Origin of the sequence: Rhodococcus zopfii NBRC 100606 = JCM 9919, assembly GCF_001895025.1 — a bacterium.
GTDB lineage: Bacteria > Actinomycetota > Actinomycetes > Mycobacteriales > Mycobacteriaceae > Rhodococcus > Rhodococcus zopfii.
In genome coordinates, this window is sequence record NZ_BCXI01000027.1 from 114,889 (window position 1) to 129,375 (window position 14,487).

The 14,487-nt window shown below is 70.1% G+C and carries 1 protein-coding gene; it reads right to left on the minus strand.

Features of this window, described 5'->3' with window-relative positions:
• Positions 1–28: 28 nt before the first annotated feature.
• On the minus strand, positions 29–14,487 hold a 14,459-nt coding region (locus tag RZ1_RS17445), incomplete at its 5' end, for a non-ribosomal peptide synthetase (protein WP_139281880.1).

Genomic DNA, 14,487 nt, shown 5'->3' on the forward strand with positions numbered 1-14,487 from the left:
ACCCGTTCCGGTCCGGCCGTTGCCGGTACTACCCGTCGAGCCGGCGGAAGAACCCGGTCCGGGTGTAGTAGTCCACGTAGCGGCGGAGCACTTCCGCGTCCACGACCGGGCAGTCCACACCGGTTCCGTCCAGGTGTGCGCGCGTCTTCTCGTCCGAGAACGTCTCGATCTCGGCGAGACCGGTCGCGAACTGGCCGGACACGAGCATCGCCCGCATCAGACTGTCGTCACCGGCCGCGGACAGTTTCTCCGCCGTGGTGAACAACGCCTCGCCGAACTCGGGCACCGTCACCGTCTGCAGGTCGAATCCGTGTGCGCGCAGCTGTGTTTCGAGCTCGGCCATCGGTACCCGTCGCTGCGGCACGAGATGGTAGGTCCCGCCCCACGTCTCGGGATCGGTGGCGAGCTGCACCAGGGCCCGGGCGACGTAGTTGACCGGAACCATCGGCACCGTGCCGGTCGCGATGTCCGGGATCTTCTGCAGTGCGACGATGGCGCGCACCATGTTCCAGAAGGCGTCGTCGGAGCCGCACGCTCCGGTCACCACGTCGCCGGTGATCAGGCCGGGCCGGTAGATCGACACCGGGACGCCCCGTTCGCCGGCGAGCCGGACCACGGCCTCACCGACCCACTTCGACTGCACGTATCCGGAACCGCCGACCCGCTCGGCCTCGAGCAGATCGTCCTCGCCTGCGACGTACGGCCGCCCCGCCGCGAGCGCCGCCTCGTCCGTGAGCACCGAGCCGGTGGACACGAAGTGCAGCGGCTTGAGCCGGACGGTCGAGGCGAGCCGCAGCAGCTCTTCCGTCGCGAGCACGTTCGGCCGATGCAGCCGGCTGTATGTCTCGATGTGGTTGACGCGGGCGCCGTTGTGCACGATGGCGTCGACCCGCTCGGCGAGGTCGGCGAACCGCTCCTCGCTCAGCCCGAGCCGATCCCGGCCGAGGTCACCCGGCACCGCGACGATGCGGTCCGTCCCGGTGTCCGGCCAGGATCCGAAGCGGCGCATCGATTCCTCGATGCGGGTCCGGCCGTGGTCGGGCGATTCGGCCCGGACCAGGCACCACACCTCGGCGTCGGTGCGATCGAGCAGCTCCCGCACCAGGTGCGAACCGAGGAAGCCGGTCGCGCCGGTCAGCAGCACGACCTCCGGTTCGACGCGCGGCGGCTGCGTCCCCTCGGCCGTGATGTCGGCGGCGAGGCGCACGTGTTCCGCGAAGCTCGCGACGTCCGAGCCGCTGCTCTGCGGGTCGATCGACCGCGCGAGATCCTCGACCTGCGGGTGGTCGAACAACTCCTGGACCCCGACCTCGAGTCCGGTCAGGTCCCGCAGCCGGTTGATCACCTTGATCACCAGCAGCGAATGCCCGCCGAGCTCGAAGAAGTCGTCGTCGAGTCCGACGCGTTCGGTGCCGAGGATCTCGGCGAACACCGCCGCGACCGCGAGCTCGATCGGCGTGACGGGTGCGCGGAATTCCCGGGTCTCGAACACCGGCGCCGGGAGCGCCCGGCGATCCAGCTTCCCGACAGGCGTCAGCGGCAGCTCGTCGAGTACCACGATCGCCGACGGAATCATGTGCGACGGAACACTTCTCGCCACGAACTCCTTGAGTTCGGCCGGATCGATCTCCGCTCCCGCGACCGGCAGCACATATCCGACGAGCTGCGCCGAAGCGGATCCACCGGCCTCGACCGCAAGCGTCGCGGCGACATCGACGTCGGGATGCGCGGACAGCGCCGCGTCGATCTCCCCGAGTTCGATGCGCAGACCACGGATCTTGACCTGGAAGTCGCTTCGCCCGATGTAGGCGATCTCGCCGTCCGCCGTCCACGTCACGACATCGCCCGTGCGGTACATGCGGTCACCGGGAACACCGAACGGATCCGCGACGAATCGCTCCGCGGTCAGACCCCTGCGCTCGTGGTATCCGCGGGCGAGTTGCACACCGGCGATGTACAACTCGCCGGGCACACCCGCGGGCACGGGCCGCAACCGGCCGTCCAGCACCAGCTCCCGCATTCCCCGGATCGGACCACCGATCGTGACCGGCGCACCGGGAACCATCGGATCGGAGATGTTCGACATGATCGTCGTCTCCGTGGGTCCGTAGCCGTTGTACAACGACCGGCCGGGCGACCACTTCTCCACGATGTCCGCCGAGACCGCCTCACCACCGGCGACGAGGTGCTGCAACGAATCCAGACCTGCCGGGTCCATCGACGCCAGCACCGTCGGGGTGATGAACGCGTGCGTCACCGATTCGCGCCGGATCAGCTCCTCGAGCGCGCTTCCGCCGAACACGTCCGGCGGCGAGATCACCATCGTCGCGGCGGCGCCGAGCACCAGCAGCAGCTCGAGCACGGACGCGTCGAAACTCGGCGATGCCACGTGCAGGACGCGCGACCGCTCCGTCGGCGCGTACCTCTCGTACTGCTCGACGCAGAAGTTGTGCAGACCCGCATGGGTGACGCTCACGCCCTTCGGGCGGCCCGTCGAACCGGACGTGTAGATCACATACGCGACCTGCGACGACCTGATCGGCGCCGGCAGATCCCGGTAGGTGACCGGCGCACCGGACTTGCCGGCGCACCGCGAACGGACATCCTCGTCGTCGAGGACCAGCCAGTCCACGCCGTCGGAGAGACCGTCGACGTGTGCCGACAGTGTCAGTCCCAGAACGACTCCGGAGTCGTCGATCATGTGCGCGACGCGATCGGCCGGGTACTTGACGTCGACCGGAACGAAACCGGCGCCGGTCTTCGCGACCGCCCAGACGGCGAGCACCGACTCGATCGACCGCGGCACGGCGATCGCCACGAGGTCGGACGCACCGATCCCCCGGCCGAGCAGCAGGCGGGCCAGCCGCGAGGACTGCTCGTCCAGTTCGCGGTAGGTCAGCGCCCGGTCGCCGAAGGTCACTGCGACCCCGTCCGGGTTCTTCGCGACCGCTTCGGCGATCAACGCGGGCAACGTCGACGTCCACGCCCGGCCGCGCGGCGCGCGGGTCACGACGGTTCCGGCGCGTGCGGTGCCGACGAGGGCCGCGCGTTCGGAGGCGGCGAGGACCTCGACGTCCCCGACGACGATCGCGGGATCGGCGGTGACGGCGGCGAGCACCCGGCCGAACCGCTCGGCGAATGCCACCACCGTCGCCTCGTCGAACAGGTCGGTCGCGTAGGTCAGATCGACGCCGTACTGTCCGCCGGCACCGGTCCCGGTGACGGTCACCTGCAGGTCGAACCGCGACACCCCGTCGTCGAATTCGACGGCGGCAAGCCGCAGCCCACCGAGATCGAACGCCGCGACCGGCTGATTCTGGAACACCAGCGCCACCTGGAACAGCGGGTTTCGCGACGTGGATCGTTCGACGTCGAGCGCTTCGACGAGTCGCTCGAACGGCACGTCGGCGTTCCCGAACGCCCCGAGATCCGTCTTCCTGGCGCGTGCGAGCAGGTCCGCGAACGTCTCGTCGGCGACCACGGGGGTGCGCAGCACGAGCGTGTTGACGAACATGCCGACAAGATCGTCGAGCGCGGCCTCGCCGCGGCCGGCCACGGGAGCACCGACGGTGACGTCGTCACTGCCGGACAACCGTGCCAGCAGCAGTGCCAGCGCCGCGTGCACCACCATGAACGGCGTCGACCCCCGCTCCGCGGCCAGCCGGTCGATACCCGCCCGCACGTCGGCGGGCACGGTGAACCGGTGCGTGGCGCCGCGATGCGACAGCGCGACGGGACGCGGCCGGTCGGTCGGCAACGTCACCTCGTCGGGCACACCGGAGAGGGCCTCGGTCCAGTACCCGAGTTGCCGGGCGAGCAGCGACTGCGGATCCGTCTCGTCGCCGAGCACGTCCCGCTGCCACAGCGTGTAGTCCGCGTACTGCACCGGCAGCGGCGCCCAGGTCGGGGTGCCGCCCTGCGACCGCGCCGCGTACGCCGCGACGACGTCACGGGTCAGCGGGGCGATCGAGAAACCGTCCGCGGCGATGTGATGGGCGACGAACACGAACACGTGGTCGTCCGCCCCGATCCGCAGCAGAGCCGCGCGGACCGGAACCGCCGCCGTGACGTCGAACCCGGTCGAGATCAGCTCGGCTACCCGCGCGAGAATGCCGGCCTCCGAAACGTTCTCGACATCGAGCACCAGGCGGGCGTGTTCCGGAGGCAGCACGTCCTGCACCCCGGTGCCGTCGACCTCGGGGTAGACGGTGCGCAGCACCTCGTGCCGGGCGACCACGTCGTCGACGGCGAGCTGCAACGCGGGCACATCGAGCACACCGGACATGCGGATCGCGATCGGGATGTTGTATGCGGCCGATCCCGGATCGAAGCGGTTGAGGAACCACATACGGGACTGCGCCGCCGACAACGGGATCCGGTCCGGGCGGGACCGAGGTACCAGCGGAGCACGGCCCGGTCCGCCGGTGTGCGACTCGAGACGCGCCGCGAGCGCTTCGACGGTCGTCGCCTCGAAGAGCGCACGCACCGGCACCACCGTGTCGAGGGCCGCTCCGAGCCTCGCCACGACCTGCGTCGCGACGAGCGAGTTGCCGCCGAGTTCGAAGAAGTCGTCGTCGACGCCGATCGCGCCGAGGCCGAGAACCTCCGCGAACACTCCGGCGACGATCTCCTCGACCGGCGTGGACGGCGCCCGGAACTCCCGCGCCTCGAACACCGGAGCGGGCAGCGCCTTGCGGTCGAGCTTGCCCGACGGGTTGAGCGGGAACTCGTCGAGCACGACGAACGCCGACGGCATCATGTAGGTCGGCAGCTTCCGCGTCAGCGCCTCGCGGGCCCGCTCGAGATCGAACGACTCCGGCGCTCCGGGCACCACGTACGCGACGAGCTGTTCACCGGTGGCGGTGTCGACGACGAGCACCGCGGCGGAGATGAGCGCGTCGTCGGCGAGCAGCGCTGCCTCGATCTCGCCGAGCTCGATGCGCTGACCGCGGAACTTGACCTGGAAGTCGGTGCGCCCGATGTAAACGAGTTCACCGTCCTGCCAGTACACGAGGTCGCCGGTGCGGTACATCCGCCCGCCCGTCTCGAACCTGTCGGCCACGAACCGATCACTCGTCAGATCGACCCGGCCGTGGTAGCCGCGCGCCAACTGGACACCGGCGAGATACAGCTCGCCGGGTACACCGTCGGGAACCGGATTCAGGCGGGAGTCGAGGACGTAGACCTTCGAATTCCACTGCGGCACACCGATCGGCACCGAGCCGACGTCGCCCGGCGCGGCCTGCCGGTAGGTGATCGAAACGGCTGCCTCGGTCGGGCCGTACAGATTGTGCAGCCCGGCGTCGCTGATCCGCGCGAACGCCTCGGCGGTCGCCGCGGGCAGTGCCTCACCGATGACGAACACGTCGCGAAGAGTCGCGACATCGCTCGGCGCCACCGCGGAGACGAACACCGACAGCATCGACGGAACGAAGTCGGTGACCGTGACCCCCGCCGAACGGATCCGCTCCGCCAGGTACAGCGGGTCACGGTGACCGTCCGGGGTCGCGACGACGAGGGTGGCCCCGACCCGCAGCGGCAGGAAGAAGCCCCACAGCGACACGTCGAATGTCGTCGCGGTCTTCTGGAGGTACACGTCGGCCTCGGTGAGCCGGTACTCCCCCTGCATCCATTCCGTCTGGTTGACGATCGCGCCGTGCGGCACCGCGACGCCCTTGGGTTTGCCGGTGGAACCGGACGTGAAGATCACGTACGCGGTGTTTCCCGGATGCACGGACCCGAGCCGTTCGGCGTCCTCGATCGGGCCGGTGGCGACACCGGACAGGTCCAGGGTGTCGAGGAACAGCACGGTCCGGCCGGTCGCGGCGGTGAAGCCGTCCCGTTGGGTGCTGAGCACGGCGACCGGGTCCGCCGCTTCGAGGATGTAGTCGATGCGATCGGCCGGATGGTCGGGGTCCACGGGCACGTAGGCACCGCCCGCGCGGAGCACGGCGTACATGCCGACGACCAGGTCGAGCGACCGCCGCATCGCGAGCGCGACCCGCGATTCCGGGCCCACACCGATCGCGATGAGGTGCCGCGCGAGCGCCGCGACACGAGCATCGAATTCTGCGTAGGTCAGCGCATCACCCTCGTACACCACAGCGGTCGCGTCGGGTGTCCGGCGCACCTGCCGGTCGAAGCCGTCGAGCAGCAGGGTGTCGACGGTGGGGTGCTGCGTGCGGTTGCGCGCGTCGATGATCTCGGCGCGTTCGTCCGGGGCGAGGACCGCCAGGTCACCGACGACGGTCGCCGGGTCGGCGGTCACCGCTTCGAGGATCCGCACGAAGCGGTCCGCGAACGCGACGATCGTCGACTCGTCGAACAGGTCGGTGGCGTACTGCAGTTCCACCGCGGCACCGGCCGATGCACCGGCGTCGTCGAACATCTCGGCGACCGCGACCTGCAGGTCGAACTTGACGAGGTGGGTCTCGGTCTCGATCGGTGCGACGGACAGTCCCCCGAGTTCGAGCGCGGTGCGGTTCATGTTCTGGAAGAACAACGCCACCTGGAACAGCGGATGCCGACCCTGCGAACGTGCCGGGTCGAGGACCTCGACGAGGCGCTCGAACGGGACGTCGGCGTGCGCGAACGCGCCGAGGTCGGCGGACCTGACCCGCCCGAGCAGTTCACCGAACGGCTCGGCGGCCGCGACGTCGGTGCGCAGTACCAGCGTGTTGACGAACATGCCGACGAGATCGTCCAGCGCCGCCTCGCCCCGGCCCGCGATGGGCGCGCCGATCGCGATGTCGCCGGTGCCGGACAGCCGCGCCAGCAGGGACGCGAGGGCCGCGTGCACGACCATGAACGGCGTCGCCTGGCGGTCACGTGCGAGCGCGCCGATCGCGTCCTGGAGCCGAGCCGGGAGCGTGAACGTGTACGCCGCACCCCGGTTCGTGGCCACCGCGGGTCGCGGCCGGTCGCTCGGGAGGTCCAGCTGGTCGGGGATTCCCGCGAGCCGGTCCGTCCAGTAGCCGAGCTGCCGGGCGATCAGCGACTGCGGATCGGACTCGGCGCCGAGCACCTCGCGCTGCCACAGCGTGAAGTCGGCGTACTGCACCGGAAGTGGCGCCCACGCGGGGGCCTCGCCGCGCGAGCGAGCGGCATACGCGACCATCACGTCCCGGGTCAGCGGCGCCATCGAGAAGCCGTCGGCGGCGATGTGATGGATCGAGAAGACGAGGACGTGTTCGTCGTCGCCGAGCTGCAGCAGCGCGGCACGCACGGGAACCTGTGCGGTGACGTCGAATCCGGACTCGACGATCTCGGTGACCACCGCGAACGCCGAGTCCGCGGTGACGGCCCGCACGTCCAGGTCGACCGCGGCGTCACCGGCGGGCAGGACCACCTGGTGCCCGCCGCCGTCGACCTCCGGGTAGACGGTGCGCAGCACCTCGTGCCGGGCCACCACGTCGGCGACGGCTGCGCGCAGCGCGGCCACGTCGAGTTCGCCGGACAGTCGCACCGCCACGGGGATGTTGTTGACGGCGGAGGAGGTGTCGAACCGGTTGAGGAACCACATGCGGGATTGCGCCAGGGACAGCGGGATCCGGTCCGGGCGGGGCTGCGGTTGGAGCGGCGCGCGCCGTCCCGAGCCGGCGCGGGATTCGACCCGGGCAGCAAGCGCCGTCACCGTCGAATCCTCGAACAGGACGCGGACGGGTACCTCGGTGTCGAGGGCCGCTCCGAGCCGCGCCGCGACCTGCGTCGCGACGAGCGAGTTGCCGCCGAGCTCGAAGAAATCGTCGTCGGCCCCGACCCGACCGACACCAAGAACGTCCGTGAACACTCCCGCGACGATCTCCTCGACCGGGGTGGCCGGGGCGCGGAACTCCCGGGTCTCGAACGCCGGTGCGGGCAGGGCCTTGCGGTCGAGCTTGCCGTTGGCGCTGAGCGGGAACTCCTCGAGCACGGTCACCACATCGGGAACCATGTATGCGGGCACCCGCGCCCCGACCGCGGACTTCACCGCGGCCACATCGACATCCGCGCCGTCGGCCGGCACGACGTATGCGACGAGCCGCTGGCCGAGTTCCCCGTCGTGGACCACGACGACGGACTGGCCGATCTCGGGAACATCCGTCAACGCCGATTCGATCTCCCCGAGTTCGATGCGCAGACCGCGCACCTTCACCTGGAAATCGGTGCGGCCGATGTAGTCCAGTTCCCCGGTAGCCGACCACTTCACGAGGTCACCGGTCCGGTACATGCGGGTGCCGGCGACGCCGTTCCCCGTCGCTTCGCTCGCCCCGGTTGCGCCGTTCCCCGTCGCTTCGCTCGCCCCGGTCGCGAACGGGTCGGCGACGAAGCGTTCCGCGGAGAGATCCGGGCGGCGCACATAGCCACGCGCCACCTGCACACCCGACAGGTACAGCTCGCCGGCGACGCCCACCGGGACCGGCTGCAACCGGCCGTCGAGCACATACACCCGCGTGTTCCACACGGGCGCACCGATCGGCACACTCACCACGTCCGCGTCGGTGATCTCGTGGGAGGTCACGTCCACCGCGGCCTCGGTCGGGCCGTACAGGTTGTGCACGGCCACACCGGGCACGAGTTCCCGCATCCGCGCGGCGACCGGCGCCGGCAGCGCCTCGCCGGACGCGAACACCATCCGCAACGCCGAGCCCGCCGCCGAACTCGGCTCGGCGACATACGCGGCGAGCATCGACGGCACGAAATGCACCACCGTGACACCCGCGTCGGCGATCAGCCGGGCCAGCGCCGCCGGATCGCGGTGCACGTCCGGCGCGGCGACCACGAGGCGGGCACCGACCTGCAAGGGCCAGAAGAACTCCCACACCGACACGTCGAATGTGAACGGCGTCTTCTGCACGACCACATCGCCGGCGGTCAGACCGTATCGTCCCTGCATCCACAGCAACCGGTTGACGATCGCGGCGTGCGCGACCGCCACACCCTTCGGCCGCCCGGTCGAACCGGACGTGAAAATCACATAGGCCGTGTTGTCCGGCAGCACCGCACCGAGACGTTCGGCATCGGTGACGGGACCGTCCGGGTACCCGGAAACGTCGAGCCGATCGATCAGCACCACGTCCCGGCCCGGAGCCTCGATCACGTCTTTGCTCGTGGACAGCACCAGAACGGGATCCGCTGTCTCCAGCACGTAGTCGTTGCGTTCGGCCGGCTGGCCGGGATCGATCGGCACGTACGCGCCACCCGCCACGACCACCGCGTACATGCCGACGAGCAGTTCGGTCGAACGGCGCATCGTCAGGGCGACGAGCGCGTCGGGGCCGACTCCGGACGCGATCAGGACCCGCGCCAGCCGGTGCACCCGCGATGCGAATTCCCGGTACGTGAGGGTCTCGTCGCCGAACACGACCGCCGGAGCGTCCGGGGTGCGCGCGACCTGCGCCTCGAACAGGTCCACCAGGGTCGCGGTCGAATCCACCTCGTGGGCGGTGTCGTTCCACGTGGCGAGCACCGAGGTCCGCTCGGCCGCATCCATCACCGGAATGTCCCCGACCTGCAGACCCGGATCGGCGACGACCGCCGCGAGCACCCGGGTGAACCGCTGCGCCAGCGACGCCACGGTCGCCTCGTCGAACAGGTCCGTCGCATAGGTGACCCCGGCGGCGATCCCGGCGGGCGATCCGTCCGCGGTGAACGTGTCCGACAGGACGAACTGCAGGTCGAACTTGGCGGTGCGGTTCTCGGCCTGCACACCGGCGACCGTCAATCCCGGAAGCTCGAAGCTCGCCTGTCCGAGGTTCTCGAACGTGAGCATCACCTGGAACAGCGGGTGCCGCGCCTGGGAGCGCGGCGGATCCAGCACCTCCACGAGACGCTCGAACGGCACATCCGCATGCCCCAACGCCCCGAGATCGGTGTCCTTGACCCGCGACAGCAGCTCCGTGAACGGCTCGCTTCCGTCGACTCGGGTCCGCAGCACCAGGGTGTTGACGAACATGCCCACCACGTCGTCGAGTGCGGCCTCGCCGCGACCCGCGACCGGTGTTCCGACCGCGATGTCGTCGCCGCCGGACAGCCGCGCCAGCACCGCCGCCAGCGCCGCGTGCACCACCATGAACGCAGTCACACCGGTGCGCCGCGCCAGGTCGGCGATTCCGGCCTGCACGTCCGCGCCGATCTCGAAACGGTGGTCGCGGCCGGCGTTCGATGCGACGGCCGGGCGGGGACGGTCGGCGGGAAGATCCAGCTGGTCCGGCACCCCGGCCAGGGCCTCGGTCCAGTAGCCGAGCTGACCGGCGATCAGCGACCGCGGATCGTCCTCGGCACCGAGCACCTCCCGCTGCCACAACGTGTAATCCGCGTACTGCACGGGCAACGGCGCCCAGGACGGATACTCACCACGCGAACGGGACGCGTAGGCCACCATCACGTCCCTGGTCAACGGCCCCATCGAGAAGCCGTCGGCGGCGATGTGGTGCGCCACGAACACGAGCACATGCTCGTCCGGGGCGATCCGCAGCAACTCCGCGCGCACCGGCACCCCGGCGGTGACGTCGAATCCCGTTCCCACCGCGGCGAACACCCGCTCGAGCGCGTCGGTCTCGGTCACCTCGACCGGGGCGAGGCCGATCCGGGCCTGCGCGGCGGGCAGGATCACCTGCGTGCCGGCGCCGTCGACCTCCGGATACACGGTGCGCAGCACCTCGTGCCGGGCGACCACATCGTTGACGGCGGCTTCGAGCGCCGCCACGTCGAGTTCACCCGTCAAGCGGATCGCAACGGGCACGTTGTATGCGGCCGATCCCGGATCGAACCGGTTGAGGAACCACATCCGGGACTGTGCCAGCGACAACGGAATCCGGTCCGGACGGGGCTGCGGCACGAGCGGCACCCGGCCGCCCGCACCGGCGTGCTGCTCGGCGACCACCGCGAGAGCAGCGACCGTCGGGGCCTCGAACAGTGCGCGCAGGGGGATCCGGGTGTCGAGTTCGCTGCCGATCCGGGCGACGACCTGGGTTGCGACGAGCGAGTTGCCGCCGATCGCGAAGAAGTCGTCGTCGAGGCCGACCCGATCGTGACCGAGGACCTCGGCGTAGACGGCGGCGACGATCTCCTCGACCGCGGTCGTCGGGGCGCGGAACTCGCGCGCGGCGAGGACCGGCTCCGGCAGGGCGCGGCGGTCGAGCTTGCCGGAGTTGTTGAGCGGAAGCTCGTCCAGCACCACGACGGTCTCCGGAACCATGTACCGCGGGAGCGACTCGCTCAGTGCCGACCGCACCTCTGCCGGGTCCACTTCGCCCGCGGCGACCACATAGGCGATCAGCCGGTCGGACCGGACGGCGACAGCACCGGCGGCCACGGATGTGAGGCCGCGCAACGCCGATTCGATCTCACCGAGTTCGATTCTCTGGCCACGCAGCTTCACCTGGTCGTCGTTGCGGCTCACATAGACGAACTCCCCGGATCTGATCCACCGAACCAGATCGCCGGTGCGATACATCCGCTGCCCGGCCACACCGAAGGGGCTGGCGACGAATCGCTCCGCCGTCAGCTGCGGTTGACCCGCGTAACCCCGGGCCAGCTGCGCACCGGACAGATACAGCTCGCCGACCACGCCCACCGGGACCGGATTCAACCGCGAATCGAGCACCATGGCGTCGGTATTGCGGACCGGCGTGCCGATGGGGACGTACGGCCCGTCCACCCCGGCGCTTCCACGACGGCTGGTCGCCTGAATGGTCACTTCCGTGGGCCCGTACAGATTGCAGACGTCGGTACCGTACAGCTGCCGAACACTGTCCGCCGTCCCGACGGACAGCGCTTCGCCACCCGAGAAGACAAGCCGCAGCGTCTGCGCCGGTTGCGCCTGATCGACCACGAGGTCGAGAACCGACGGCACGAACTGTGCGACCGTGATCCGTTCGTCGGCGATGACCGACGCCAGATAGGCAGGATCACGGTGACCGTCGCGAGCGGCGATCACCATCTGCGCACCGGCCGCCGGGGCGAGCAGCAGCTCCCACACCGAAGCGTCGAATGTGGCCGGGGTCTTGAGGAGCACCGCGTCGGTACCGTCGAGCGCGAACTCGTCCTGCATCCAGCGCAACTGGTTGTACAACGCTCCGTGCGAGACCGCCACGCCCTTCGGCCGACCGGTCGAGCCGGACGTGAACAACACGTACGCGGTGTTCTCCGGACGCAGCGGGCCATACCGATCCGAGTCGCGTACCGGATCGCTCGGCCGATCGGACAGGTCGAGAGAATCCACGCACAGGACAGTGCGCTCGGTGTCGACGCGATCGTCCGAAGTAGTCAGCACCAGAAGGGCATCCGCGGTGTCGAGCACGTAGGCGATTCGATCGGCGGGCTGATCCGGATCGACGGGCACGTAGGCGCCACCCGCGGCCAGCACGGCGTGAATGCTGATCACCATGTCGACGGATCTGCCGATCGCCACCGCAACCGGCACCTCGGGACCGACACCGAGCGCCACCAGGTGGTGGGCGAGGCGCGAGACCCGCGCCTCGAGATCGCCGTAGGTCAGGGTCCGGTCCCCGGCACGAATCGCAACGGCGTCGGGGGTGCGCCGCCACTGGGCGACGAAGAGGTCCGGGAGCAGGTCGCCGGACGAGTCCGGCACGGACGGGCCGCGCCACAGCGCCGACAGCCGCTGCCGCTCGTCCTGCGTGACCAAGGGAATGTCACCGACCGGACCGTCGGGCTCCGCGACGGCCGCCGTGAGCACCCGCACGAACTGCCCGGCCACACCGGCCACAGTCGCGGCGTCGAAAATATCTGCGGCGTAACCGATTGCGCCGAGATAGGACCCGTCGCCTCCCGCGGGCTCAACGAGCGTGAACGACAGGTCGTATTGCGCTGCCTGCCGGTCGAATTCGAGTGCCGACACCGAGAGCGCCGGAAGCTCGACCACCGACTGGGTGTAGTTCTGGAACGCCAGCATGACCTGGAACAGCGGGGAGAACGACTGCGACCGCACCGGGTTGATCCGGTCCACGAGCCGCTCGAACGGGACGTCCGCGTGCGCGAACGCGTCGAGGTCGACGCGGGACGTCGCCGAAACCGACTCGCGGAACGACGCCGCCGCCGCGATCGGGGTCCGCAGCACCAGCGTATTGACGAACATACCGACCAGGTCGTCGAGTGCGGCCTCACCGCGACCGGCGACCGGGGTGCCGATCGTGATGTCGTCGCTTCCCGACAGCCGCGCCAGCAGGACCGCGAGTGCCGCGTGCACGACCATGAACGGGGTGGTGCGCTGCTCCGCGGCCACCCGCTTGATCCCGGCCACGACGTCCGCCGGAACCGCAAAATCGACGCTTCCGCCGACACCGGAGCGCACCACGGGCCGGGGCCGGTCGGTGGGCAGGTCCAGGACGTCAGGCGTGCCGGCGAGGGTGCCGGACCAGTAGTCGAGCTGCCGCGCGATCACCGAATCCGGGTCGTGCTCGTCGCCGAGGACCTCGCGCTGCCACAGCGCGAAGTCAGCGTACTGCACCTCGAGCGGTTCCCAGGCCGGAGACTGCCCGCCGACGCGGGCCGTGTAGGCCACGACGATGTCCCGTGCCAGCGGTCCCGTCGACACACCGTCGGCCGCGATGTGATGAACCACGAGAGCGAGCACGTGCTCGTGCTCGTCGATCCGCAACAGCGCGCCGCGGACCGGCGGCGCCACGGTCACGTCGAAGCCCGCGGAGAGCAGTTCGGTGACCCGAACGCGCAGGTCGTCCTCGTCGGCGACCTCCACCGGTTCCAAGCCCTCCGGCAGCCACCCGGCGGGAAGCACTTCTTGCACGCCGGCCCCGTCGACCTCGGGGTAGTACGTGCGCAGGACCTCGTGCCGGGCGATCACGTCGCGGACCGCCGCTTCGAGGGCGGGGACGTCGAGTTCCCCGCTCAGGCGCATCGGGATCGGGATGTTGTAGGCCGCGGAGTCGGTGTCGAACCGGTTCAGGAACCACATCCGCTGCTGCGCCAACGACAACGGCACCCGCTCCGGACGCGAACGCGCCGCGAGCGCCACCCGCGCACCCGAACCCGCATGCGACTCCACCGCCGCAGCCAACCCCGCCACCGTCGACGCCTCGAACACCGACCGCACCGGCACCTGCGCATCCAACGCGGCACCCAACCGCGCCGTCACCTGCGTCGCCACCAGCGAATTACCACCGAGCGCAAAGAAATCGTCGTCCAACCCGACCCGCTCGACCCCGAGCACCTCCGCGAACACCGCAGCCACCGCCTGCTCGACCGGGGTCGTCGGCGCACGGAACTCGCGCTGCACCACCTGCGGCGCCGGGAGGGCCTTGCGGTCGAGCTTGCCGTTGATGTTCAACGGCAACGCCTCGAGCACCACCCAGGCGGACGGCACCATGTACGACGGCAACTCCGCCGCAACCCCGGCCGCCAGCGTCGACACCTCGATCACCGTCCCGGCCTCGGGCACGACGTAACCGACGAGCTGCTCACCCGTGTGCCGGTCGCTGTGCACGACGACCACCGCCTGCGACACCGAATCCTGATCACGCAGAA